Below are 26,568 nucleotides of genomic sequence, written 5' to 3'. Positions count from 1 at the left end.
TAAGCAGTTTGTGTGCGCCCGTTAATGTATTTGCCCGGTACAGTTATTGGTAAAAAACGCTTTATTAAGTGGGTTGACCTGACATGTCTGAGCTCAAGCAACAGATAACCGCAGCCATGAAAGACGCCATGCGCGCCAGAGACAAGGTGCGACTGGGTACGGTGCGGCTGATTCTGGCTGAGCTCAAACGCGTAGAGGTTGACGAACGTATCGACGTCGATGACGCCCGGGTCTTGGTGATCCTCGATAAAATGAACAAACAACGTCGCGATTCCATAGCGCAGTACGAGACTGCCGGACGCGATGATCTGGCCGCAATCGAGCGAGAAGAAATGGAGGTGATTGCCACGTTTCTCCCGGCGGCGCTCTCGCAAGACGACATCAACGCCCTGATTGATACTGCCATCGCCGATACAGGCGCTGCAGGCATGCAAGACATGGGCAAGGTAATGGGGGTGCTTAAACCTCAATTACAAGGCCGCGCCGATATGGCAGCGGTGAGCAAACTGATCAAAGCCCGGCTGGGCTGATCCCGGGGCTTCCCGACCCCAATGGCGTCAACTGATCACCAAAAGACCTTCGATAGATAGGGCCTTTTAGCGATCAGCTAGCTATCACGACCGAAACAGACGGTTGCAACGCTACGCCAAGGCTGGACCTTAACCGGACCCGCCACGCCTTCTGCTCGACCGGCAGTGCCCGTTATGATGGTTTGATACGCCGCGCATTCATCCCCTTGAGGAACCTATGGCTGGCCTGATACCCAACGATTTCATCGATGACCTGCTCGAACGCACTGACATCGTCGAGATCATCGGTCATCGCGTGCCATTGAAGAAAAAGGGCAAGGACCACTGGGCCTGCTGCCCCTTTCACAACGAAAAATCCCCCTCTTTCTCGGTTAACCCGGTCAAACAATTTTACTACTGCTTCGGCTGTGGCGCTTCCGGAACGGCTTTACGGTTCCTGCAGGAATACGAGCGCCTCAGCTTTCCCGAAGCGGTGGAAGAACTGGCGCGTGCCGCCGGCGTCGAGGTACCCAGAGAAGAGCAAAACCCGGCCCAGCAAGCCCAGCAACGCAAGCGCCGAACCCTGTATGACCTAATGGGCAGTAGCGCTGAGTATTTCGCGCATCAGTTGTTCAATCATCCGGAAGCCAGTATTGCCCAACAATACGTTCTTGGTCGAGGGTTGAGCGAAGAGGTCATACAACGCTACCAAATTGGTTACGCACCTCCCGGCTGGCAAAACCTGATACAGCATTTTGCCGGCACCGAACAAAGTGCCGAGCAGTTGTTGGCCACCGGCATGATGGTGCGCAACGACAAAGGCCGCGAATACGATCGTTTCCGGCAGCGCCTGATGTTCCCAATCCGCGACATACGCGGCAGAACCATTGCCTTCGGTGGCCGGGTACTGACACCGGATGACAAACCAAAATACCTGAACAGTCCGGAAACGCCGATTTTCCACAAAGGCAATGAACTCTATGGCCTTTATGAAGCGCGCCAGGCACTGCGTAACTTCGACAACATCATCATCGTCGAAGGCTATATGGACGTCGTTGCTCTGGCTCAGTTTGGCGTCAAGAACGCCGTAGCTACGCTGGGAACAGCCACCAGCCAGACGCACATTAAACGGCTGTTCAAACTGACTCCGGAAATTATTTTCTGTTTCGACGGCGACGAAGCCGGACGGCGCGCTGCGCTTCGTGCACTTGAAAACGCCCTGCCGGAAGTTCGGGACGGACAACAAGCCAAGTTCCTGTTCTTACCCGAGGGAGAAGACCCGGATACTCTGGTTCGCAATGAAGGGTTCGACGGTTTTCAGCGCCGCGTCAAACAGTCTCAGAGTCTGGCAGACTTCCTGTTCCAGCACCTGCAAACCCAGACTGACATGACCACCCTGGAGGGCAAAGCCCGCCTGGCCAGCCTGGCCCGGGGCTGGATCGAACCGATGCCCGAGGGTATTTTGCGTCAATTGCTGATGCAGCAGCTGTCAAAGCTGGTGGGCCTGTCGGTCGAGCAAATTCTGACCACCCATGCACCGGTAAAACCGGTGATACCAGAGCCGGTTAAACCGCGCAATGAGGCATCAGACACCCCTGCAGACGCCGGCATGGCCGATGACTGGATGCCCAGTTATGACGGACCCTACGCTGATGGTGAATCCGGATACGACGCGGATAATGGTTACGGCGGCTACTCAGCCAGCCCAAGAACCAAACCCGCCAGCCGGGCCAACCTTGGCGTCCAGTTCAGTCTGGTGCACCGTTGCCTGGCCTGGCTCATTCGCCACCCTCACCTGGCCAATGAACTGGACCTTGAACAGCTGGAGCATCTGCCCGAGCAGGAAGGCAAAGCCCTGCTCAGCCGGGTCGTGCGCCTGCTGCAGGAAGCCCCCCGGGCCGACATTTATCACGCCTTCGACTATCTGTGCCAACACGGGCTGCGCGACACCCTGGCACCTATAGCCGCGTCCGACTATCTTTGGCTTGAGGAGCACACATCCGACACCGACCCGATGACTTTAGCGCGCGCAGAGCTTGAAAAACTGGTAACCGCCCTAACCAAGAGGGCACCTGATGCCGAGTACGAAACACTCAAACGGCGCATCATCATTGAAAGAGACCCTTCCATCACCCCGGAAGACAAGCGGCGCTTTTTAGAGCTGCAGAAGAAACGCAAACTGTGACAGGGCAAATCTGTGACCAGAAACTGACTTCGGCCAGGGTCTACAGCCCGCTGTCCTGCTGGCGCTCCCAGATGAGCGTACGAACCCGACCTGTTTCAGGTCTTTCAATGCAGCCAATGACGGGCCGCATTGATCAAAAATTGGCTAACCCTTTGATTTACGGTAAACTAAAGGGCTATTTGCCTTCGCATGATCCACTACTGAACTTACAGGGTTTCTATGGCTGAAAAATCTCAGCAACAGTCGCGCCTCAAGGAATTGATCGCCCGCGGTAAAGAGCAGGGCTATCTGACCTACGCCGAGGTGAACGACCATCTTCCGGAAGAGATTAACTCACCGGACCAGGTGGAAGACATCATTGCGATGATCAATGACATCGGCATCAAGGTCTTTGAATCGGCCCCGGACGCCGAACAATTGATGATGACCGATGAAAGCAGCACCGACGACGACGACGCCACCGAGGAAGCGGCGGCGGCGCTGGCAGCGGTCGAAACGGATACCGGTCGCACCACCGACCCGGTGCGTATGTACATGCGCGAAATGGGTACGGTCGAACTGCTGACCCGTGAAGGCGAGATCGTGATCGCCAAGCGCATCGAAGAAGGCACCCGTGAGGTCATGCAGGCCATGGCTTACTTCCCGGGTGTTGTCGAAAACATCCTGGCGGCCTATGCCCATACCCAGACCGAAGAAGGGGGTCGTCTCTCCGATATCCTGACCAGCTTCCAGGACCCGGATGAAGCCGACCCGTCGCCCGCCGCCGACTCTCCGGACGCCATCATTGAGGCGAAAGCCGACGATGACGACAACTCGGATAACGACGACGATGACGATGACGACGAGAATGAAGGCGGACCGGATCCGGAACTGGCTCGCGAGCGGTTTACCCTGCTGGCAGAGCAGCTCGAAACCGCCACCAAAGTCATAGAAAAGAAAGGTCGCTACAGCAAAGAGGCGACCAACGCGCTCGACGCCATGGGCATGACTTTCTCCTGTTTCAAACTGGCTCCGCGTCAGTTTGAAGAGTCTTTGGTGATCATCAAGAAGACCGTCGATGAGATACGCTCCCAGGAGCGCAAGCTTCTGCACATCTGCGTGCGTCAGTTGAACATGCCGCGCAAGGAGTTCATCAAGATGTTCGTCGGTCACGAGACCGAGGAAGAGTGGCTGAACAACTTGCTCGAAGACAGCCGGTTTGCCGAAGAAGCCTTCCGCTTCGACGTCGAACTGCGTCGCGCCCAGCGCAAGTTGCGCAACGTACAGAAAAACAGCCAGATCGCTCTGGGTGAAATCAAAGACATTCACCGCCGTATTTCCATCGGTGAAGCCCGGGCCCGTCGTGCCAAGAAAGAAATGGTCGAAGCCAACCTGCGTCTGGTGATTTCGATCGCCAAGAAGTACACCAACCGGGGCTTGCAGTTCCTGGATCTGATTCAGGAAGGCAACATCGGCCTGATGAAAGCGGTCGACAAGTTCGAATACCGTCGCGGCTACAAGTTTTCAACGTACGCCACCTGGTGGATTCGTCAGGCGATCACCCGATCGATTGCCGACCAGGCACGCACCATCCGGATTCCGGTGCACATGATAGAGACCATCAACAAGCTCAACCGCATTTCCCGTCAGATGTTGCAGGAAATGGGTCGCGAGCCGACGCCGGAAGAACTGGCCGAACGGATGGACATGCCGGAAGACAAGATCCGCAAGGTGTTGAAAATTTCGAAAGAGCCGATCTCGCTGGAAACCCCCATTGGCGACGACGAAGACAGCTCGCTGGGCGACTTCATCGAAGACAACACCATGGAAATGCCAATCGACTCGGCTACCGTCACTGGCCTGCGCGAATCGACCCGCGAAGTGCTGGCAGGCCTCACTGCCCGTGAAGCCAAGGTACTGCGCATGCGCTTCGGCATCGACATGAACACCGACCACACGCTCGAAGAGGTCGGTAAACAGTTCGACGTTACTCGTGAGCGAATTCGTCAAATAGAAGCCAAGGCGTTGCGCAAATTGCGCCACCCAACCCGCAGCGATCACCTGCGCAGCTTCCTCGACGAATAGACCCTCGCGTCATACTGAAAAACCGCGCCCCGGCGCGGTTTTTTTATGGCTCAAACTTTGTAAACCACTGGCCAAAGCATTTCCCCGACAGGTTCGCCCCACCCTGCCATTGCGGTACACTTAAGCTTCAAGCACAACAACGATAAAAACCCATGCCGGTAACTGCATCCCTTCAGGCGTTACAAAGACGCAGTCAACCCGGTCGCTGGATCAGGTCGCTGCCATTTTGGCTGATTGTGGGGTTGGGTCTGGTATTGCTCGTTTTGGTAATGGCTCAACGCAGCCTGATGCAACTCGACATCGCCCAGGCCTCTGAACGCGCGCAACAGCGACTGGGTGCCTTTGAAACGTCGCTTTCGGCTTCGATCGACCGGCACCTGTATCTGCCTCACATTCTGGCCAACGACCCCCGCATCGTTACCGCACTGGCGCAACGGGACCCGCAACAACCGGCGATCGAAAATTCAACGGAAACCTCCATTCTGCTGCGCACCATCAAGCGCCAGGCCGGGGCTGATGAGATTTTCCTGATGGACCCCAGTGGCATGACTCAGTGGTCCAGTAATTTCGAGACGGAATTCAGTTTTGTGGGTTCCAACTATGCATTCAGGCCCTATTTTCGGGACGCCATCAATGGCCGACCCGGGTTCTATTTTGCGGTCGGGGCCACGTCGGGTATACCGGGCCTGTTCCTGTCTGCACCGGTGCGCGCCGGCGACGAGACGGTCCTTGGCGTTATTGTGGTTAAAATCAATCTACAGCCCCTGGAACAAAGCTGGCAGGCCTCCGGCGACAGCGTCTGGGTGACTGATCAGGAAGGCATTGTGTTCCTGTCGTCGTCGCCACGCTGGCACTATTACGCTACCCGCCCGCTGAGCGAAGTCCACCAGGACCAGCTCGCCCGCACACGCCAGTTCGGTCAGGACCCGGTAAAACAATTACAACCGGTCACCGAATGGCAATCGGAGCGCTGGTCTACGTTTGATCTGGGCACCGATGGCATACAGCTCGTTTTCGCGTCAACCATCGACAACTACCCCTGGCAAATGCATCTGCGCGAACCGTTGGCCGAAGCCCAGGCACGCGTACGTGCTCGCCAGAGCCTGGTACTGATCGCCTATGCCAGTCTGGCGGGTGCTTTACTGTACTACCGGGAACGCCGCCGCCGAACCGATGCCCAGCGCGCCATTAGCCACCTAACCGCCGAGCGCGAACACCACCAGCGCGCCATCATCCAGAACACCGATGCCGGGCTGCTCAACCTGGACGACCAGTTTCGCCCCTTGTTCATTAATGAACAGGCACGTCGCCTCTTTGCGTTGTCTCAGAATGACCTCAATCACCGTCCGGGGCAGTTGCTGACGCCCTGGCAACCGGGCCAGTCCGGCCAGGCGACTGTTCGGGCCGAGGGTCTGCGCACCGATGGCAGCCGCTTCCCGGTGCTTTACACTCTGAATCCGATTCGGGTGGGCTCCGCACGGGAATACATCGTCACGGTGCAGGACATCACCGAACTGACCGCCACCCAGCAAGCTCTGGAAGACGCCAACACGGCTTTGGAACAACGGGTTGAAGAACGTACCCAGGACTTGCAGCAAGCCCAGGCGGCTCTCGCTCAAAACCAGAAACTGGCCGCACTCGGACGAATGTCTTCCGCCATCGCCCATGAGCTGAACCAGCCGATTACGGCCTTGTCGAACTACGCTGCCAGCAGCCATTTATTGCTACAGCGCGGCAAACTGGATGCCGTGGGCACGAACCTTGGCAAAATCGAAGACCTGGTCACCCGGCTGTCGAACCTGTCTCGCCAGCTGCGCATATTCTCTGGCAAGCGCAATACCGGCGCCACTCAGGTTAGCCTTGAGGCCCCAATTCGCTATGCATTGGAACTGCTCAGGCCACGTCTGCTTGCCGCCCACATTGATTGTCAGCTCAACATTCACTCAGACCGCCAGGTCCAGGCCAACACCATGATGCTGGAGCAAATTGTGGTGAACCTGATCAGCAATGCCATCGATGCCCTGGCCGATGCCCCGAATCGCCAGATCACGATCACGCTGGGTGAAGCAGGCGCCTCTGCGGGCACGCCGAATCAGCACACCGGACTCCAGCTCGCCATCCGTGACACCGGCCCCGGCATCGAAGCCGACAAACTGGCGCATATATTTGAACCCTTTTACACCACCAAAGCCGTCGGTGATGGCATGGGGCTTGGGCTGGCGATCAGTTACAATCTGGCCAGTGACCTGGGCGCCGAACTGACCGTACACAGCCAACCCGGGCAAGGCACGGTGTTTTATCTGACCTTTGCCCACTCTCTACGCCCTGCCGTTCAGCAACCCGAGGCAATGAAATGATTTGTGACACCACCGCCGTCATCATCGACGACGACCCCGAAGTACTGGCCTCGCTGGAACAATGGCTGGATCTGGCGGATGTCAGGGTACACACCTTCGCCTCAGCCGATGCCGCCCTGCCTATGCTGACGCCCGACTTCGATGGCGTAGTGGTCAGCGACATCCGCATGCCCGGCATGGATGGCATGAGTCTGCTGAAGGCCGTCGATCCGGCCATTCCGGTCATTCTGATCACTGGCCATGGCGGTATTGCCCAGGCGGTTGAAGCGATGAAACTTGGCGCTTTCGACTTTATTGAAAAACCCTACAAGCCTGAACGTCTGGTCGACATGATCCAACGCGCCAGCGAACAGCGCCGTGTTCATTTGGCCACCCAGCCGCATGCCCCTCACACAGATACCGATGAACTGGCCGACACCATCATCGGTGACTCCGATCCCATGCATACGCTGCGTCAGCACATTCAGGCACTGGCCCGGGTTAACGCGGATGTCATCATCTCCGGGGAAACCGGCACCGGCAAAGAACTGGTAGCGCGCAGCTTGCACCGCCTCAGTATCCGCCAAAAAGCACCCTTCGTGGCGATTAACGTTGCGGCCATTCCGGAGAATCTGCTCGAAAGTGAACTCTTTGGCCATGAAGCCGGGGCTTTCACCGGTGCTCAAAAACAACGCAAGGGAATTTTCGAAGCGGCTCACATGGGCACCCTGTTTCTCGATGAAATTGAAAGCATGCCGATGGCGTTTCAGATCAAGCTGTTGCGTGTCTTGCAAGAGAGAGAAGTCGTCCGCGTTGGTTCGCATACGCCTATTCCCTTCAATGTCCGCATTCTGAGCGCAACCAAAGAAAATCTGCGCCAGGCCGCCAACGAAGGTCGCTTTCGTGAAGACCTTTACTACCGCCTGATGGTCGCAGAGATACAACTGCCGCCCTTGCGCGAACGCCCGCGCGATGTTCCCGTGCTGTTCAGTCATTTTATGCAAGACGCCAGTCGAGAAAACCAGATTCCGGTACCTGAGTTAAGCTACGACGATCTAATCGCGCTGGAGCTGCACGACTGGCCCGGCAATGTGCGCGAACTCAGGCACACCGCCGAGCGCTATCTGCTGACGCGAAGCTTCAACCAGGTCTCGGTGTCTGAACTGTTGCAACTGGGCTCACGCAACCGGGGTAATACCCACAGCGGCGAAGGCTCACTCTCAGCCCGGCTCGAACAGGTCGAAAAAGCCCTGATCAGCGCCGAACTCAGCCACCATCAGGGCAACATCAAGGCGGTCATGGACGTACTCGACCTGCCCCGGCGCACCCTGAACCAGAAAATGCAGAAATACGGGCTCAAGCGCGACGCCTTCACCCATTAATTCACTGGTATCCTCCAGTCACGTAGAGATAAAGCCAGCACACTATGAGTACTCTGTTTGATGCCCTGCAACAACGCCGGTCTACCCGCCGCTTTCTGAACCGGTCTGTTGAACAATCAACACTGGAACGCATTCTGACCAGCGCGCGACGCGCACCGAGCGGCGCCAATCTGCAGCCAGGCTTTGTTCACATGCTCGCCGGCGACCCACTGGCGCAACTCAGTGAGCGCCTGTGCATGGCCTTCGAGCAGTCCGATACCCACCCTGAAGAATACGACTACTTCCCGCAACCGATGCCTGCCTACCTCAAGGCCCGCCAGCGTGAAGTTGGCTATGCGCTCTACAACAGTCTCGGCATCGCCCGCCGCGACATCCCCGGTCGCCTCGCCCAACACCGGCGTAACTTTCAGTTTTTCGACGCCCCGGTCGGCCTGGTCATCACCATCGAGCGCGCCATGGGCAAAGGCTGCTACATGGACCTGGGCATGTTCATCCAGTCGATCTTTCTGGCCGCCCAGGGCGAAGGCGTCGATAGCTGCGGCATCGGTGCCCTGGCCAGCTACCATCACATCATCCGCGATCAGTTGGACATTCCCGACAACGAAGTCATCGTCTGCGGCATGGCCCTGGGCTATGGCGACCCCCAGGCACCCGAAAACCAGTTCGAGACACCCCGCGCTCCGCTCGACGAGTACGCGCGGTTTTTTGGGTTCTGAGAGTTTTCGTTGTGGGCTGTGGTTGAGTTTTTAGGTGGCTGTGGTTTGGAACTGTGGTTGCATTGACCGGTGGCATGAGTTCGGGGTACAGGCCAGTGCCATGCTGCCACCGTTCAGAGGCACATCCCTGTGCCACTTCACGGGACGCGGGCTTCCTGCCCGCTGCTGCATGACACTGCCCTGCACCCCTTTGATTCCGTACTCACGTTTAAACTTCACCTTCGGTCATACCTCGAGATGTTGTTGCTAGTCGCTAGTTTTGCACGAAACCAAGTGCTGGCTGCCGGGTAGTGCTATCCGGGGTAGTCTGAGGCATGGATGCCGAAGCCTAGGCCCCATGGACGGGTTCACGCCGAGCGAGGTGTCGCACCACCCGTATAGCACTACCCGGTGGTCAGCACGAACGAGAGCCGCCCAAGCAGCTAAGCCTCCAGGACAACTGCGCTGGCCAACCCGCCCGCAGCGGCGATAGCCGCAAGGGCGAGGCTACCTTTGGGGGCTGACGCCATCTCGTGGTAGGCCCTGACTGCCAGGATCGCACCCGAGGCACCGATTGGGTGGCCCCGGGCCAGGGCACCACCGCCCTGGTTCAGCTTATCCAGCGGCAGGCCCAGTTGGTGGGCATTGACGATGGCTTGCACGGCGTAGGCTTCCATCAGTTCGATGCGGTGGAAATGGTCGGCGTTGAGACCGTTGCGTTCAAAGAGCCTTTGTACCACCGGCACTATGGCCCAGGGTGGCGAGTCGGCCGGGCCACCGCCGCTGACGTCAGCCACCCAGCGCATGGCTCGGGTTCCGGCGGGCATGCGCGCTAGCATGGCTTCACTCACCAACAGGCATACAGCAGCGGCATCGGCCTGCAAGGCAGTACCGGCGACGTTTATGGCCGCGCCTTGCCACTCGGCTACTTTCGGCGTTCGGTTGGCCAGGCGTTCCGACAATGGCCGGGTGGCTGCGTCTGCGCTCAGGCCCGCCAATGGAACGCATTCATGGGATACCCGTTCCCGGGCGGCCAGGGCTTTCGCGTGGCTGTCGATCGCCCAGGTGTTTTGCGGGTCAAGGCCAATCCCGTGTTCGTGTGCCAGACGCGCCGCGCTGTCGGCCATATCGGGGTCGCGGTCAGGCCAGGGAGTAAAGGCAGGGCGTTCGTAATACTCCGGTGCTGCGTCCCTGTTAATGGGGCGATGCGCTCGCAATGCCCGTCGGCTGGTGCTTTCGACACCACCCGCCAGAATAGCGTCTGCCTGGCCGCTGGCAATGGCCTGAGCCCCCAGGCGCAGGGCATCGAGACCCGAACAACACTGCGTATCCAGAGTGAGCGCCGGGACAGATTCAGGTAAGCCAGCTGCCAACGCAACCAACCGGGCCGGGTTACCACCGCCATACAGCGCATTGCCAAGAATGAGCTGATCGATCTGACCGGGGTTTAGCCCGGTGTCCGTCATCAATGCCTGAATCACGGGCACAGCCAGATCACTGACTTCCAGTGTTTTGAACGCCCCGTTAACCGGAGCGACGGGGGTTCTTCGTGCAGCAACCAGATAGACCGGGTTCATGTTGGGATCGCCTTATCGGGGCCTGTCCCGGCTTCGACCACCCTCAGCCAGCGTTCCAGCGCAACAAAATCGGTTTTACCGCTTTGTGTCAACGGCCATTGCTCCAGGAAGTACCAGACTTTCGGCACCTGAGAAGCCGGAAACCTCAGTCGGCAATGCTGTCGCAACGACTCGGCCGACACGCTGGAGGCCTCTGACTGAATCACTGCGGCTACTTTTTGCCCGCGTAAGGCGTCCGGTAGCCCGAGCAGGGCTGCCTGGCTGACCCCGGAATGTTGCAACAACCAGGCTTCCACCTCTTCCGGGTAGAGGTTCAGGCCACTGCTGACGATCATGCGTTTCTCACGTCCGACCAGATAGAGGTAACCGGCGTCATCCAGATAGCCGTGATCGCCGACGGTTAACCAGTCCCCGTCGCGGGCGATTTCATCGCCGCCGCCGCACTCGTAACCGTCGAATACCAGGGCACTGCGCACCCAGATCCGACCCCGCTCACCGGTCGCAACCGGGGCCTGCGCCGAGGGCCCGATACGCACTTCAACCCCAGGAACAGGGCGACCGACAGAGCCCTGTGGCGCGCGAGTCTGGTCATTGTGCAGCGCAATAAAACTCATTTCTGAAGTGCCATAAAATTCGGTCAACGCAGCATTGGGAAAAGGCTGGCGCAGAGCCTGACGGGTATCGTCGGGCCACTTGGCACCACTGATAATCAGATGCCTTACGTCAGGCAGTGGCGCCCGGCTATCTCGTTGGGCCGCTTGCAACAGCAACTTGATTTGGGTCGGTGTGCCATACAGAGCCGATACGCTGTGATCAGCCATCGCCTGAAGTACGGTTCGTGGCCGAAAGCGCGGCACCAGCACCACAGCAATGCCAGCTTGCAGTGCCTGAATGACGCCATAGAGATGCAGCGAAGTGGCCAGGCTACCCGGCGCCATGACCCGGTCACCCGGTTGCAACGCGAACAGCACGCGGCTCAGCTCAAAACTGGCCAGCCAGGAAGCATGACGTCGGCGATAGCCTTTGGGGACACCGGTCGACCCCGAGGTGAACCCCACGTAAAACGGCTGGTCGGGTGTCGGCAGGGGGGCTGAGGGGTGGCTGTCGATATCGACTGGTTCTGATTCAGCCAACCATTGCGACAGAACCTCACTGTCCAGCACCCGGTCGGGTTCGGTCCGGCGATCGATGTCGGCTCGTTGAGCGTCAGGCCAGGCGGTATCCAGCACCAGCGCCCGGTTACCCGAGCGACCCACCGCCAGAAAAGCCTGAATCAGACTCATCGGATCCGACACATCCAGCGCAACCGCACAGCCAACCCCCAGTTCGGCATGCAGCCTGCTTGCCAGACGCTCTACCCGACGGTGCAATTGAGCCCAACACACCGTCTGTGACTCGCACTGCAGCGCCAGTAAGGTGGGTTGCTCACGGGCCCAGCGTGACAGGGTAGCCCCGACATACGACTCACCGGCATCGAGTGCAGTCTCATCTGGCATGACATTCGACCCACGCTGTTTCAGTTATCCAGCCCATGGCTCCATCCTTCACGATAAATACGGCCCCTACTTTACCAGAATACCTACCGGGTCCGAGCGCTCCGTTTTGACCGGGATCTCAACCCTGTCGATTAATGGTTGCCCGACAAGGCAGCCCTTCTATACTGACCTTGCGGTCAATTTATGACACCCCAACAGCCCCGCTGTCATGAAAACGCCGCGCACAATCAATACCCTGACGATGCACAATTTCGTTGTCGAATTCGCTAAAAAGGACTCCCACCATGAACAAAGTGTTACTAAGCCTCGGGACGGTTGGCCTCGGTGCAAGCGCGCTGGCAGCCGTAACTGCGTCAGCCGCGACCGTTGAGTTGCGCCTGATGGAAACCACCGACATTCACATGCACATCGTCGACTACGACTATTACACCGACAATCAGAATGTCACCGTCGGCCTCGCGCGCACCGCCGCCCTCATCAACGCTGCGCGCAATGAACGCGGCAACAGCGTACTGGTCGATAACGGCGATCTGATTCAGGGCAATCCCCTGGGCGATTATGTCGCCAAAGGTGATGTGCTGCGTTTCGGCGAAACACACCCAGCCTATAAAGCCATGAACCTGCTGAACTACGATGTGGGTAACATTGGTAACCACGAATTCAATTTCGGGCTCGACTTTTTGATCAAGGCACTAAACGGCGCCAACTTCCCTTACATCTCTTCCAATGTCATGGTTGACCTTGGCGACGACAACGATCAGCCCTACTTCCAGCCCTATCTGATCCAGGAAAAAACAGTCATCGACAGTGCCGGGCAGCCACACGACCTGCGCATTGGCTACATCGGTTTTGTCCCGCCGCAAATCATGAACTGGGATAAAGACAACCTGGAAGGCCTGGTCGTGGCCGACGATATGGTCACAAGTGCTGAACGCTTCGTACCACAAATGAAAGCAGAGGGCGCCGACATCATTGTTGCCATTCCGCACAGTGGCTTGTCGGATGCGGCCCGTCAGGGCATGGACGAAAACGCGACCTGGCACCTGGCTCAGGTTGAGGGCATAGACGCCATCATGTTCGGCCACGCCCATGCCGTCTTCCCCGGCAGTTCGGCCTACGACAACATGGACAATGTAGACAACGACACCGGCAAGATCTTTGGTGTGCCAGCAGTAATGCCCGGCTTCTGGGGCAGCCATCTGGGCATCATCGACCTGACTCTCGAAGGCGAAGCCGGTAACTGGCGAGTCGCCAGTAGCCGCAGTGAGGCCCGGCCGATTTACAGCCGCGAGAATGGCGAAACCGTAGCACTGGTCGAGCCGGTACAAGCGATCCTAGATGCTGTCGACCGCGATCATCAGGACACGCTCAATTACATGGCGCAACGTGTCGGCGAAACCACCGCCAGCATCAACAGTTACTTTGCCGTGGTTCAGGATGACCCGTCTGTTCAGGTGGTGAACAATGCGCAGACCTGGTACGTCGAAAACATCGTTCGCGGAACCGAACTGGAGGCACTGCCCATTCTGTCGGCTGCCGCACCGTTCAAAGCAGGTGGTCGGGGCGGCCCGGATTACTACACCGACGTCCCGGCTGGCGACATCGCACTGAAAAACGTCGCCGACCTCTACATCTACCCCAACGATTTGAAAGTGGTCAAATTGACCGGGAACCAGGTGATCGAATGGCTGGAGCGTTCTGCAGGGCAGTTCAATACCATCGACCCGAATGCCGGTGACGCACAACCGCTGGTTAACGACAGCTTCCCGACCTACAACTTCGATGTCATCGACGGCATCAGCTACCGCATTGATGTCACGGTGCCACCGCGTTACAACAACGACGGTGAAGTCATCAACGACGAGAATCGTATTGTTGATGTCATGTTCGATGGTGAACCGATCGATCCGGATCAGGAATTTCTGATCGCGACCAACAACTACCGCGCTGGCGGTGGTGGCAGTTTCCCCGGTTTGGATGGCAGCACCGTCGTGATCGACGCACCGGATAAAAACCGCGATGTCATTGCCAATTACTTGCTGTCTCAGGGAACCTTCAACCCTTCAGCCGACGACAACTGGCAATTCTCCGGCTGGGGCGATGCCGAAGTCGTGTTCAAAACCTCACCCAAGGCCGAAGAGTTGGCGGCAGACAATGTAGAGCCAGGCAATCTCGATGATGCCGGCTTTATGGAGTTCACTTTTAACTGATCGCCGCCTGGAAACAGAATGTTGAGACTGGTTCACTTGTCTCAATATTCTGTTTTCCAACAAAGCAATTAATTGAACACCAGATTGCCATTCCATCCGTTTGCCAACTAACTGTTGTCATCAACATCGGTCCTGTCCCAGGGTGCTTGCGGCTGTGTCGCTGCCTGCAACCAATCCAACGCTGCTTTTACCGCCGGAATGCTCTGGCGGTTTTCAGGTACCAGCGCCTTTACCCACAAATCCCCAACGGGAAACTCAGGCATTATCGATTTCAGCTTTCCAGACTTGATGAAGGGGTGGACGATGTGCCGGGGCAGAATAGCAATGCCCAGTTCGTCCTTAACGGCATCAAGCAACACCAGGCTGTCGTTGACCGTCAGACTGGGGGACACGTTAATATTGATCGAGCCACTTGGGCCATCGAAAAACCAGCTGTTACCCGTCGCCAGAAAGGACAAGCAATGATGGCTCAGCAAATCCCTCGGGTGCTGTGGTTCGCCGTATTTTTCAATGTACCCTTGTGACGCGACGACCGTCCTTGGCATCCTGCACAACGGCAGATCCACTACATTAGTGTAAGAAGATGGCAATGCCCCAATGGCGATATCAAACCCTTCTTCCACAGGATTCACGGACCTGTCCATCAACACGAGATCCAGTCGAACTCCCGGATACGCTTTCTGAAAGGCGGTAAAAATCTTGCCAAAATACATGACGGTCAGCGTGGTCGGGCACTTGATGCGCAAGTGATCTTCAATGCGCGAGCGGGTACTGGCCACATCCCGAAAGGCTTCTTCTACATCACTGACAATGCCGAGAAAGCGTGGGTAGTAACGTTCCCCGGTATCAGTAAGTTCAAGCTTGCGTGTAGAGCGAATAAAGAGCGTGGCCTTGAGCTGATGCTCCAACTGATTGACTCGTTTGGTCACGACCGATGGCACAATATCGAGCTCACGGCCAGCGGCCGAAAAACTGCCCGTTCGAACCACAGCCAAAAAGGTTTTGATGTTATCCAGGGTATCCATGATCGCTCTTAACCAACTCACCGTTACCTCAGCATAAATCACTTTTCGCGAAACGCGAAAGGTGCTGACTTGAATCCACTGTTTTTCCGACGGTCGGATCAGCCTAATCTCTGGTTCAAAGGGTATCCCAACAATAAAAAAGTATCGGGTAACCCGGTTTCCAGACACAAACCGTCGTGCCGCTAAGCAGCAGTCCCTGACCGGGTAAACGGTATATTCACAACGTCAGTCGAGGAGAATCAGAATGGCAGGCACACCCAGCACTGAAACGCGTATTGTAAAGAACAATGGCAACGCTCCGTTCCAGACCATAAAAGCCGATATTTGTGTTGTCGGTGCAGGTATCGCAGGGATGTCTGCGGCACTTGAAGCGGCAAAACTGGGGAAAAAGGTGGTGATGGTGGACAGTCAGCCCGCACTGGGTGGTCAGGCCGTGAACTCCATTATAGCTACCTTCTGCGGCCTGTTTTCAAACGGAACCCATGGCTACCAGTTCACCTATGGCATTGCTGACGACATCATGGATTACCTGGCCGATCAGGACCAGGCAATACACTTTCGAAACGGTCCCCGCACGACCGTGGTTTACTATGATGAAGTTGCACTGGGCCGCTGGGTAGAAGAAAGCATTCTGAAGACCAGCATCACACCGATCATGGGCGCAATGATCCTCACCTCCAAAGTCGAAGGCGCCCGCATCACCAGCGTTGATTTTATGACCCGCTATGGGGCTATCACGGTGGAAGCGGACGGCTTTGTAGACGCCAGTGGCGATGCCGCCCTGTTGTGGAACGCTGGGTTTGAATGTCGCGAACCGGAAAAGCAGACCGTTTTCGGTACCCAGATGGTAGTGTTGGAAAACATTGACGAAAGCCAACAACCCACGCGTGACGTAATTGGCCAACGCATGAAAGAAAAAGGCGATGAATACGGATTACTTCGTCGTGAAGGGCTGGGTTTCACCATACCCGGTCGCGGCATCGCCGCGATGAACATGACCCACATTGAAACGCCGCTTGAGCCGGTGGCTGCATCACAAAGTGCACTGGAAGGAAAACACCAGGCATCGATCGCGGTCGATTTTCTAAAGAAAGAATTCCCGGCCTGTTTTGGCAAGTCTCGCATCCGGTCATTCGGGTTGCCTGGCATCCGCCAGACCCGGTGGATTGTGGGTCAGCACCACCTGACGGTTGACGAACTGAAAAGCGGTAAGAAGTTTGACGATGCCATTGCCCGTACTGCCTGGCCAATTGAATTGCACGACCACGGCGATGGTCATCACTGGATTACTTTTGATGAAGACCACGTTCATTACGTGCCGCTTGGCAGCCTGATTCCCAAAACCTGTGAAAACGTAGTCGCTGCCGGTCGTTGTATCGATGCCGACTCGGCTGCGCTGTCCAGTGTGCGAGTGATGGGCCCTTGCATCGCCATGGGTATGGCGGCAGCGCATGCACTGGATCTGGCTGAAGACGGCAATGTTCACACAATAGATAAGAACGCATTGCGCGAACGGGTTCGCGACAACGTCGAAAAACAGCGTTATCGCTGGACTGAAGAACAACTGGCCAATCCCGTTCTGGCATCCTGATTGCGGAGAAAAACTGATGCAACTGACCGATTATGAAAAAGCCATGCTCGACGGTGTCAACGGCCGGGCCAAGGCTGCGGCCATGGACCTACTGGTGCGCTACGGTAAAGCAGTCGGTGCAGAACGTCTGGTCGAGACCAACAATGTCGCCGGGGCGTTCAACGCTTCGTCCCCCTCGGTGCGTCATATTGTCGACAAAGGGTTCGATGCGGTTTATTCCGAACTCAATCTCGACAGTGACGAAGTAGTCGAGATTCCGCACATGGCGGTCAACACCTGGCAACTGATCACCGGTATCGACAACGACAACTGGAAACTCCAGGGCGCTGACGAATCCTTGGTACAGAGCCAGCGAGATTCGGAAGCTTATCTCGGCGACAAGGGTGTGAACATGTGCGCCACCTGCACGCCCTATCAGGTCGGCAATGTTCCCATCAAAGGTGAGCATTGCGCCTGGATGGAATCGTCCGCTGTGATCTACTGCAACTCGGTACTGGGCGCACGCACCAACGTGGAAGGCAAGGAAAGCACGGGTGCCGCCGCCCTGACCGGACGCATCCCCTACTGGGGCTACCACCTGCCAGAGAACCGCTTTGGTACTCATTTGATTGAAGTCGACATCGCCGTTGATGACATGATGGACTGGGGTTTACTGGGCTATTTTGTCGGCGAACAGGTCGAGGAAAACAAACCAGTACTGAACAACATCATGCACCACCCGAATATGGTGAAGTTAAAACATTTTGGGGCAGCCGCCGCGTCCTCCGGTGGTGTCGAGTTGTATCACATTCCTGGCATTACTGCCGAGGCGAATTCACTGGCTGAAGCCTTTGGCCATGGCAAACCAGTCGAAACTCTTCACTACGGCCGCAAAGAACGCGAACAAATGTACCAGAAGCTGCAGAGCGCGACAGATCGCAAAGTGGACTTCATCATGCTCGGCTGCCCGCACAATTCCATCGAACAGATGGCTCTGATCGCCGAACTGCTGCGCGGCAAACGCATTCACCACGACACGGAGCTGTGGGTTCATACACCACGCGCCATCAAACAGGTAGCCGAACGCAATGGGTATTTGCGTGCGATTGAAGCCGCCGGTGGTGTGGTCATGAGTGACACCTGTCCGGCCATCTCGCGGCGCATGCCGAAAGGTGTACGGGTAATCGCAACCGACTCGGCCAAGCAGGCACATTACCTGCCCGCCATTGCCAATGTTCAGGGCTGGTTTGGTTCGGTCAGTGATTGCGTTAACGCAGCGATCTCCGGCCAATGGCAGGGGAGAGTGTAATGAGGTCGCAACCAGTAGAAGCACAAGCCGGACAGACCATCGTTATCAAAGGCCGCGCCGTGGTAAAAGGCAGGGCATACGGTGAAGCCCTGGTTACCCGGGAAACCATTTCTGGCTGGGGTGGCATCAACGAACGCGAAGGCACGGTGATCGAACGCCGCCATGAGCTGGTTGGGCAATCGTTCGCCGGAAAAGTTTTACTGTTCCCGGGTGCCAAAGGCTCATCGGGTTGGTCGGCTTTCTTTCACATGACACGACTCAATGGTGTCTCGCCTGCGGCCATGCTGTTTACCCGCATGACCACCAAGATGGCGCTTGGAGCCGTGGTCACCCGGGTGCCGTCGATGACCGATTTTGAACAGGATCCATTCGAGCACATCAGCACCGGCGACTGGGTCGAGGTCGATGCCGATGCCGGTGAAGTTCGCATTACCAAAAGCAGACAGACTGATTAAAAAAATAACGATTGGAGTGACGAAGAACGGAGTCAATACGCAAAAACAACCCTGCTTCAGGGTATTACATAACAACCAATGAGGGGAAACCCATGTTCCGGAAAACAATAAGAAGTCTCGGAGTGATAGGCAGCAGTGCACTGGTAGCGGGTGGTTTGTTGTTAGGCGTCAGCCAAACAGTAGCCGCCGAAGACACCTACGACTGGCCGAGATTTTTCAACGTCATCACGCCCATTGTGGGCACCGCAAACCATTCTCTGGCTGTCGCCTGGACGTCAGAATTCTCGGCCCAAACCAACGCACGTTCGCGGGTTCTACCCGGGCCAAACGGTTTCTCACGCTCCAGTTGGCTGGAAACCGGAGAGGGCCGTATTGCCATGCTGCAGGCTTCCGACTATTTCGATCAGATGGATGGCGTTGAAGGTTTTGCCGCTAAAAATGCCGGACCGGCCGATACCCGCGTCATGAACGTCAATATGGTGACCCCTTGGGGCTACATGGTGCGTGGCGACTCCGACATCGAGAGCATTCACGACATTGGACCCGGCACTCGTATCGCCTACGCTGCAAGCTCTTCCTTCCTGCTTGTCGGGGTGGACGCGCTGCTCGCCTATCTTGATCTGGACCACGATGACGTAACCCTGGTTGAAGTGGGTAACTACGGTGCCAACACCGCCATTGTGGCTGAGGGCCGTGCCGACGTTGCCTTTACTTCGCCGCTCTCGGGCCCAAGCTATGAAGCGGAAGCCGGCCCCAACGGCATTCGCTGGCTGGAACTGCCTGATGCCTCTGCCGACCCTGAAGCCTATGCGCGCTATCGTGCCCTGCACACTGGCTATGTACCGGCAGTAACCGAAGCGGGTGTCACGTCAGCCAAAGGCATCCGTATGGATCATGCCTACCAGACCAACCATGTCCGCGCCGATGAAGACGAAGAGTTTGTCTACCAGCTATACAAGTGGATGGACGTTAACCACGACAGCTACAAAGATGACTTCACCCATGCCCACATGATGACCGTCGATAACATGGTTAACTTTCTGAATGAAGGTCATCTGCAACCTTTGCATAAAGGTGCTATTCGTTATCTGGAAGAGAAAGGCCTCTGGACGGATGCCTACCAGACACGTCAGGAAGCACTGGTCGAATTGGCGGTTGCACGTGAGCAACTGTTTCATGACGCCATCGCCGCTGCCGAAGCGGAAGGTGTTCGCGTCGCCGCGGGCGAAGATGAGTGGGTGCAATTCTGGGCTGACTACCGTGCCGACCGTGGTCATGACAAGTCGTACGGCACCATGGTTTCGGAAATTAAATAACCTTGTTGTTAGGGCCTTCCCTGCAACTGGGAAGACCTGACTGTTTCTATTGGCCTGCATCCCCGGATCAGGCCAACGACTCCGAACAAGAAAGGTGGAGGCCCCAAGGCCATGACTTCTCAATTTGATGATCCGACCATCGCAGCGAAGATTCCGGACGAATACGTCGATCGGACTCAGGAACGCTACGAGTCGATGCCGGCGTTTGTCCGCTTTCTGTTGCTGGCCATGTCCGGTGCCGGGGCAGTCCTTGCCGTCGTGTATATTTTCGGCATCATCCCGCTGCTGGATGTGACCTACTACTTTTTATTGATGGCCATGTACCTGCCAGTGGCCTTTCTGCTGTTGCCCGCACACAAACGCGAAATAAGAGCTGGCTGGCTGAGTTATTTGCCCGCCTTGGCTATTTTTGGTCTGACTCTACTGATGGCCTATCAGGGACGTAACCTGGTGTTTCAGACCTGGGTTCCCGTCGGCGAACCCTGGCAACTCTGGGTCGCCAGTGCCATCTTTGTATTGATCCTGGACACCGCACGTCGCTCTGGCGGCATGATTTTCCTGACCATCGTCCTGGCTCTGGGCCTATATCCCATTTACGCCGATTTCATGCCCGGCATGCTGTGGGGGCCGCCGACCACCCTGGCCCGCACCATTGCCTTTAACGTGTATTCCGGCGATGCCATGCTGGGCATTGTGACCCGCGTTGTCGCCGAAACCATCATCGGGTTTCTGATTCTTGCGGCGCTGCTGGTTGCCACTGGGGCCGCCGATTTCTTCCTGAAACTTGCCATGGCAATGATGGGTCGTGCCCGCGGTGGCCCTGCCAAAGTCTCTGTGCTGGCCAGCGGCTTCTTTGGCAGCCTCAGTGGCAGCATTTTCGGTAACGTGGTCAGCACCGGCTCAGTCACGATCCCCAGCATGAAAAAGGCAGGGTTTCCCGGCCATTATGCGGGCGCACTGGAAGCCTGTGCTTCGACTGGCGGTATGTTGATGCCACCGGTTATGGGAGCGGTCGCCTTCATCATGGCGGATTTCACCAACACCGAATACGGCGTCATTGTGATCGCGGCGATCATCCCGAGTGCACTGTACTTTTTTGGCCTGTACGTCCATGTGCATGGCTACGCCTCACGCAACAACATTCAGGGCATGGACCAGGAAGACCTGCCCAGGTTGCGCGATACCGTGCTGGAAGGCTGGCCTTTTATTATTGTGCTCGGTTTTCTGGTGTATGCCCTGGTGGTGTTGCGCCTTGAGCGACTCGCACCGTTTTATGCCTCCGCGCTACTGATCATCCTCACCACGTTCAAAAAAGAGCTGCGCATCAGCCCGAGGAAAGTCCCCGGCGTTATTTTCCAGATCGGCAAGATGCTGAGCCAAACCATGGGGTTACTGTTACCGACTGCCTTTATTCTGGGTGGCTTGATGGCGACCGGTGTTGCCCCGGTCATTGCTTCCGAACTGGTGCGTATGGGCGGCGGCAGTGTGGTGATTGTGCTCGCCATTGGCGTCGGTGTGTGCATTATCTTCGGTATGCTCGGCATGATTGTCGCGGCCTATCTGATGCTGGCGTTAACCCTGGCACCGGCACTGGAACAGATGGCGGGCCTGAATACCTTGGCCATTCATTTGTTCATCGCCTACTACGCCACCCTGGCAGCCATAACACCACCGGTGGCACTGGCGGCGTTTCTGGCGTCGCGCATCAGTGATTCAGACCCGATACGCACCAGTATGCATGCTGCCCGACTGGGTATCGTGCTGTATTTCATCCCGATTTTTTTCCTGTTCGAACCGGCCCTGATTTTCCAGGGACCGCTGCATCTGACCGCGATTTGGCTAACGATGAACATCATTGCCATTGTGTTGATCGCCGGGGGGTCTGAAGGCTATCTGTTCAAATACGGACGGGTTCGCGCCTGGGCCCGCACCGTGTTGATTGTCGGTGGCCTGCTGATCGGTTTTCCGGAAGCCATCACCACACTCGTCGGCTTTGCCATGGTCTCACTGACACTGCTGTTAAAGCCCTGGGCACAATTACCGGAAACCTACCTGTCCAGACCCGGATCTGAGACTCAATCAGGCAAACCACAGGTTCAAGTGAACCACGGTTAAGTATGAGGAATTCACAATGACACTGACCATACAACCCCTGACCAGGCATCTCGGTGGCGAAGCCAGCGGTGTCGACCTGAGTCAGCCACTCACACAAGACATGATTGACGCCATTAACGCCGGCATGGACCAGTACGGCATGCTGGTATTTCGCAACCAACCGCTGACGCAAACCGAACAGTTGAATCTGGCCAAGTCATTCGGCCCGCTGGATATGGGTTTGAAAAAGCTCAAGGTCCGCAAAGACCGACTGGAACACCCGGAGCTGGCCGATCTGTCCAACGTGACTGACGATGCCAGCGGCGTGGTGGAACCTACCCACAAGAAAATCGTTGGCAACATTGCCAACCAGCTCTGGCACAGTGATTCTTCGTTTCAACGACCGGCCGCTCGTTACTCCATGCTGGCGGCCGTGCGCGTACCCAGCGACGGTGGCGATACCGAATACACTGATTTGCGTGCTGCCTATGATGCCTTGTCAGAGCCGATGAAGTCGGAACTGGCTGAATTGCAGGCGGAGCACTATGCGCTGCATTCACGCTTTCTACTGGGTGATACCGATTACACCGAAGAACAGAAAGCCACCCTGCCGCCCGTGCTCTGGCCCATGGTACGGGTGCACCCGGGTTCGGGCCGCAAGGTGTTGTTTGTCAGCTCCCATGCCCGTGCCATTGAGGGTATGTCACTCGCCGAGGGCCGCATGATGCTGTTTGACTTGCTGGAACATGCCACCCAGCCGGAATTCCGCTATCGTCACCAATGGCAGCCGAATGATCTGGTGATCTGGGACAACCGCTGCACCCTGCATCGCGGTCGACGCTTTAACCTGAAACAGGTACGTGAATTGCGCCGGGCAACGACCCTGGACGTCGATGCACCGGAACTGACCCTCGAAGAACGTGAGACCGCTAATGCTTAACATCAAACGACTGGGTATGAGCGATGCGGCTCTGTTGATTGACGGCGCGCGCCAGCACGCCATCGATATCGGCGTGCCCATGTGCATCGCGGTGGTTGATGAGTCCGGCAACCTCATTGCGTTCGAGCGGATGGATGGAGGCAAAGCGTCCAGCATTGGTGTCGCCCAAAACAAGGCCTATACCGCTGGAGCCGCCCGCAAGGCAACCCATGAATACAACGCGGCCTGTGTGCCCGGAAACCTGGTGTTCGGTATTCATACCGAACTGAGTGTGGTTGGCGGTGGTTTGCCCGTTTGGGCTGACAATGACTGCGTCGGTGGTATTGGTCTCAGTTCTGGCACACCGGATCAGGACATTGCCTGCGCTCAGGCTGGTATCGATTTCTGGTACGCACACCATTCCTGACTGCGGCGCCCTGATGCACTGGCCAAGGCTTTTTCATCAGGGTTCTGTGTTATCTAACAGGCACCACCTCGGCACACTCCCGCCCCTGAACACTCAGAACCAAGACCAAACTGACCGCAGCCGCGCCAAAAAACACCAGGGCCAGCGGGTAAACCGTCTGGTTATAAAAGGGGCCTACTGCGAATGACACGGCGACTGCGACCAGACTGGAAAACGACGCAATGATCGAAGAGCCCAGTCCAGCTACCTGACCCAGCGATTGCATGGCCAGAGCGTTGATGTTACCAAACAACAACCCCACTCCAAAAAACAGCCAAAAGCCCAGAAACAGGAACACAGCCAACGACGTTTTACCCTCACCCAGCCACGCCAGGCCAGCTAACAAAGTGCTGATAACCAGCATGCCAATCAGTGCCGTTATGGTTTGGCGAAACATACCCAGCCGCATGACCAGTGCGCCATTGGTCAGAGACGCCAACCCGATACCGGCCGCCAGAATGGCGAAGTACAGAGGAAAGCGGGCGCCAGCCTGATAGAGGTCCTCAAACAATGAATGGGCGATGCTGTAATAAACCACCTGACACCCAAACACCAGGCCAGCGACAACGGTGTAGGCCATGACCTGCGGGTGCTTAAGGATGCGCAGGGTCGTCCGTGCCAGCGGCGCCGGGCGGATTGGCAGGCGACGTTCAGCGGTCAGCGTCTCGGGCTGGCGCAGCACCAGCCAGGTACCGGCGATCAGCGCCAGTACCAGCAACACCCCGAAGATGGCACGCCAGCCAGCGACCCACAGCACCAGTTGCCCCAGCGCCGGAGCCAGCATGGGCACCAGTATCAGAATCATCATCACGAAGGACATGATGCGCGCCATTGCATCGCCCTGGAACCGATCCCGAATCAGGGCACGCGTCCCAATTTTGGAACCGGCTACGCCGATACCCTGCACCAGCCTTCCCAATAGCAACACGGTCAAAGACTGGGCAAACATAGCGACCAAGGTGCCTGCGGTGAAGATGAGCAAGCCCGTCACGATGGCCCATTTACGGCCATAGCAATCAGCCAGTGGACCAAACGCCAGCTCGCCAAACACCATGCCCAATACCATCAGACTGATGGTCAGTTGCAGGTCCGTTGCGTCGGTTACCGAGAAGCTGGCCGCCATCGCCGGAAAAGCCGGGAGTATGGCGTCAATGGTGAGAGCGGTCAGTGAGGTCAGCAGCGCGAACAGAACAATGAATTCAATAAGGCGGCTAGCTTGAGGCGAGGGCTCAGCATCGGATCCAGCAGGCTGAGCAGGCGCAGTCGGGTTCGACATGTATTGAGAGATCCCTATCGCAGATGAACCCGACCATTAAACCATAATACCGCTCTTAACGCCGGCGCTCAGGGGGTCTCCAGACCCGCCTGGTCGAGCACCCGCATGGTGAACTGATTCGGGTACAACAAGACTTCGATACGCCGATTCGCCCGGCGACTTTGAGCATCGGTTTCTTCCACCAGCGGCCGTGTGTCGGCGTACCCCACGGCCTGCATGCGGCCAGAGTCGATACCCGATTGGCCTAACACCTGAACAGCAGACGCCGCTCGTGCAGTCGACAGCTCCCAGTTGGACGGATACTTCTGCTGTAAAGACGGGGATATCGCCCGGCCATCACTGTGGCCCTGAATACTGATCAGGTGATCGGGGAAACTCACCAGCGCATCCGCCAGCAATTGCAACGTTTCCCGCCCGGCATCGCCAATGTCCGCAGAGCCCGAGGCAAACACAATACTCTCCGGCAACTTAATGACGGTAGTGCCATCTTCCAGGCGTGATACCAGCGTTTGCCGCTCATTGCTCAGTGATTGAAGCTGGTTTTGCAGAGCATCCATCGCCTGAGTTTCGCGGTTCAGGCGTGATTCCAGCTCTGTGATCGTGTCGCTGTAATTGTCACTGCGTGCTTGCTGCAACGCCAACTCTTCTCGCGCCTGACGATACTCATCAACCACGCTTTCCCGCTCGGCCACGGCTTCATCCAGGTTGGCTTCGCGACGCATCAGCTCCACTTCCGCCACGTTCAATTCCGCCAGCGTTTCGTCCAGTTGTTGTTGCAACCGGGCGTTAGCAGCTTGCTGTTCGCGACCTTGCTGCTCCATGCCCTGGGTACTGGCCAGTAGCGCTGTTCGTTCGTTCAACAGCCGTTGCACATGGGCCTGACTGGCATCTAACTGCTGATTCAAACCGTCAGTCGTTGTTCGCTCTGACGCCAACTCAGCCTCGGCGGCCGCCAATTCACGGGCCGAATTAGCCAAACTCGTTTCTGCTGCGGTTCTGTCAGATGCGGCATCCGCCAGCTGTGCCTGCGCGGCAACCAGCTCCGCCTCGATCGCAGCCAAGGCGGCAATGGTGTCATTCAACTCGGCTTCAAGACGTGCCTGTTGCTCGGCTTGCCTGGCGATCAGTCCATCGGCTTCATTTAGAGTTTGTTCCAGCTCTGCTCTGTCCTGTCGTGCCTGCTCCAGTTCGGCCTGCAGATCTCCGACGCTCGACTGGGAGTCCTGACGCAGTTCATCGTAGCGGGCTTGCAAGGCCACCATGCGTGCACTGGTCGCTTCGGCTTCGCTGAGTAGCCGGCTGCGGTCGGATTCCAGCTCCCGCACCTTGCTGTTAGCGTCGGTCAGACGGCCCTGCACCGCATTCAACTCGGACTGAGAACGCTCCTGTGCTTGTTCCAGAGCCGTTACACTGTCTTGCGACTGGGCCAGTTGCGACCGGTACTGCTGATAAAAGTAGGCCACAACGGCGAGTCCGATAACGAGAATAACCGCCAGCGTTACCGCGACCCAGCCTTGTTGATTGCTTTTAATGGTACCCACCTGGACATCTCCCCCTAATGCGTTTTCATTTTATACGTTGTAAAACGGTGTAAAGAAAGGCAATCGTTTGAGTCTAGTGCAAGCCTGTGGAGATTTCATGTCAACCGGCAATCTGAGCTGTTTCGTCTATACTGGCAGTATCC

19 protein-coding genes are annotated in these 26,568 nt (G+C 57.0%); 14 read left to right on the top strand and 5 right to left on the bottom strand.

Translation table 11 applies throughout. The annotated features are described in order from the left end of the window. The first annotated feature begins 83 nt into the window (after nucleotides 1-83). The 6 genes from G565_RS0100865 (at nucleotide 84) to G565_RS0100835 (ending at nucleotide 9,192) form a co-directional block, all read left to right on the top strand. A complete protein-coding gene (locus tag G565_RS0100865; RefSeq protein WP_028669283.1) occupies nucleotides 84-530 on the top strand; it encodes a GatB/YqeY domain-containing protein in 447 nt (148 codons plus the stop codon). A gap of 217 nt (nucleotides 531-747) precedes the next feature. Continuing rightward, on the top strand, nucleotides 748-2,694 hold the full coding sequence (dnaG, locus tag G565_RS0100860) for a DNA primase (protein ID WP_028669282.1): 1,947 nt from the start codon (nucleotides 748-750) through the stop codon (nucleotides 2,692-2,694). A gap of 219 nt (nucleotides 2,695-2,913) precedes the next feature. After that, complete coding sequence (gene rpoD, locus G565_RS0100850; RefSeq protein ID WP_028669281.1) at nucleotides 2,914-4,758, top strand: RNA polymerase sigma factor RpoD; 1,845 nt, start codon at nucleotides 2,914-2,916, stop codon at nucleotides 4,756-4,758. Between the two features lie 152 nt (nucleotides 4,759-4,910). Next, a complete protein-coding gene (locus G565_RS0100845; protein WP_028669280.1) occupies nucleotides 4,911-7,115 on the top strand; it encodes a sensor histidine kinase in 2,205 nt (734 codons plus the stop codon). Further along, entirely contained in the window at nucleotides 7,112-8,476 is a 1,365-nt protein-coding gene (locus tag G565_RS0100840) for a sigma-54-dependent transcriptional regulator (protein WP_028669279.1), read from the top strand. Before G565_RS0100845 ends, G565_RS0100840 begins: the two co-directional genes overlap by 4 nt. Nucleotides 8,477-8,520: 44 nt before the next feature. After that, nucleotides 8,521-9,192 (top strand): nitroreductase, encoded by a 672-nt coding sequence (locus G565_RS0100835; protein ID WP_028669278.1) that lies wholly within the window; start codon nucleotides 8,521-8,523, stop codon nucleotides 9,190-9,192. A gap of 422 nt (nucleotides 9,193-9,614) precedes the next feature. Here G565_RS0100835 and G565_RS0100830 read toward each other — a convergent pair whose 3' ends face one another. Continuing rightward, complete coding sequence (locus G565_RS0100830) at nucleotides 9,615-10,748, bottom strand: thiolase family protein (RefSeq protein ID WP_028669277.1); 1,134 nt, start codon at nucleotides 10,746-10,748, stop codon at nucleotides 9,615-9,617. After that, complete coding sequence (locus G565_RS22405) at nucleotides 10,745-12,244, bottom strand: AMP-binding protein (RefSeq protein WP_051207059.1); 1,500 nt, start codon at nucleotides 12,242-12,244, stop codon at nucleotides 10,745-10,747. The genes G565_RS0100830 and G565_RS22405 overlap by 4 nt, the downstream gene beginning before the upstream one ends. A gap of 284 nt (nucleotides 12,245-12,528) precedes the next feature. Here G565_RS22405 and G565_RS0100820 point away from each other — a divergent pair, with 284 nt between their 5' ends. After that, nucleotides 12,529-14,454 (top strand): bifunctional 2',3'-cyclic-nucleotide 2'-phosphodiesterase/3'-nucleotidase, encoded by a 1,926-nt coding sequence (locus tag G565_RS0100820; RefSeq protein WP_051207057.1) that lies wholly within the window; start codon nucleotides 12,529-12,531, stop codon nucleotides 14,452-14,454. 107 nt (nucleotides 14,455-14,561) lie between these two features. Here G565_RS0100820 and G565_RS0100815 read toward each other — a convergent pair whose 3' ends face one another. Continuing rightward, on the bottom strand, nucleotides 14,562-15,479 hold the full coding sequence (locus G565_RS0100815) for a LysR family transcriptional regulator (RefSeq protein WP_028669275.1): 918 nt from the start codon (nucleotides 15,477-15,479) through the stop codon (nucleotides 14,562-14,564). A gap of 244 nt (nucleotides 15,480-15,723) precedes the next feature. On the opposite strand from G565_RS0100815, the gene G565_RS0100810 reads away from it, so the two are divergent. From G565_RS0100810 to G565_RS0100780, 7 genes are all read left to right on the top strand, one after another. Continuing rightward, nucleotides 15,724-17,070 carry an FAD-dependent oxidoreductase gene (locus G565_RS0100810; protein WP_028669274.1) on the top strand — a complete coding sequence of 449 codons (1,347 nt, stop codon included), beginning with the start codon at nucleotides 15,724-15,726 and terminating at the stop codon, nucleotides 17,068-17,070. 16 nt (nucleotides 17,071-17,086) lie between these two features. Further along, on the top strand, nucleotides 17,087-18,358 hold the full coding sequence (locus G565_RS0100805) for an aconitase X (RefSeq protein WP_028669273.1): 1,272 nt from the start codon (nucleotides 17,087-17,089) through the stop codon (nucleotides 18,356-18,358). Beyond that, entirely contained in the window at nucleotides 18,358-18,813 is a 456-nt protein-coding gene (locus G565_RS0100800) for an aconitase X swivel domain-containing protein (protein WP_051207056.1), read from the top strand. The genes G565_RS0100805 and G565_RS0100800 overlap by 1 nt, the downstream gene beginning before the upstream one ends. A 122-nt stretch (nucleotides 18,814-18,935) precedes the next feature. Further along, complete coding sequence (locus tag G565_RS0100795) at nucleotides 18,936-20,129, top strand: TAXI family TRAP transporter solute-binding subunit (protein WP_028669271.1); 1,194 nt, start codon at nucleotides 18,936-18,938, stop codon at nucleotides 20,127-20,129. A 111-nt stretch (nucleotides 20,130-20,240) separates the two neighbouring features. Further along, on the top strand, nucleotides 20,241-22,244 hold the full coding sequence (locus G565_RS22400; RefSeq protein ID WP_051207054.1) for a TRAP transporter permease: 2,004 nt from the start codon (nucleotides 20,241-20,243) through the stop codon (nucleotides 22,242-22,244). 16 nt (nucleotides 22,245-22,260) lie between these two features. Next, nucleotides 22,261-23,163, top strand: a complete 903-nt coding sequence (locus tag G565_RS0100785) for a TauD/TfdA dioxygenase family protein (protein WP_028669270.1) — start codon at nucleotides 22,261-22,263, stop codon at nucleotides 23,161-23,163. Continuing rightward, entirely contained in the window at nucleotides 23,156-23,569 is a 414-nt protein-coding gene (locus tag G565_RS0100780; protein WP_028669269.1) for a GlcG/HbpS family heme-binding protein, read from the top strand. Before G565_RS0100785 ends, G565_RS0100780 begins: the two co-directional genes overlap by 8 nt. A gap of 49 nt (nucleotides 23,570-23,618) precedes the next feature. On the opposite strand, the gene G565_RS0100775 is transcribed toward G565_RS0100780, so the two are convergent. Together G565_RS0100775 and G565_RS0100770 are read right to left on the bottom strand one after the other, a co-directional pair. Then, a complete protein-coding gene (locus tag G565_RS0100775) occupies nucleotides 23,619-24,884 on the bottom strand; it encodes a multidrug effflux MFS transporter (protein WP_028669268.1) in 1,266 nt (421 codons plus the stop codon). Between the two features lie 68 nt (nucleotides 24,885-24,952). Next, nucleotides 24,953-26,425 (bottom strand): OmpA family protein, encoded by a 1,473-nt coding sequence (locus G565_RS0100770; RefSeq protein WP_028669267.1) that lies wholly within the window; start codon nucleotides 26,423-26,425, stop codon nucleotides 24,953-24,955. Nucleotides 26,426-26,568 lie beyond the last annotated feature (143 nt).

The organism is Saccharospirillum impatiens DSM 12546 (genome assembly GCF_000423605.1).
GTDB lineage: Bacteria > Pseudomonadota > Gammaproteobacteria > Pseudomonadales > Natronospirillaceae > Saccharospirillum > Saccharospirillum impatiens.
Note: the sequence above shows the minus strand (reverse complement) of the source record. Positions and strands in the feature narration are given on the sequence as shown.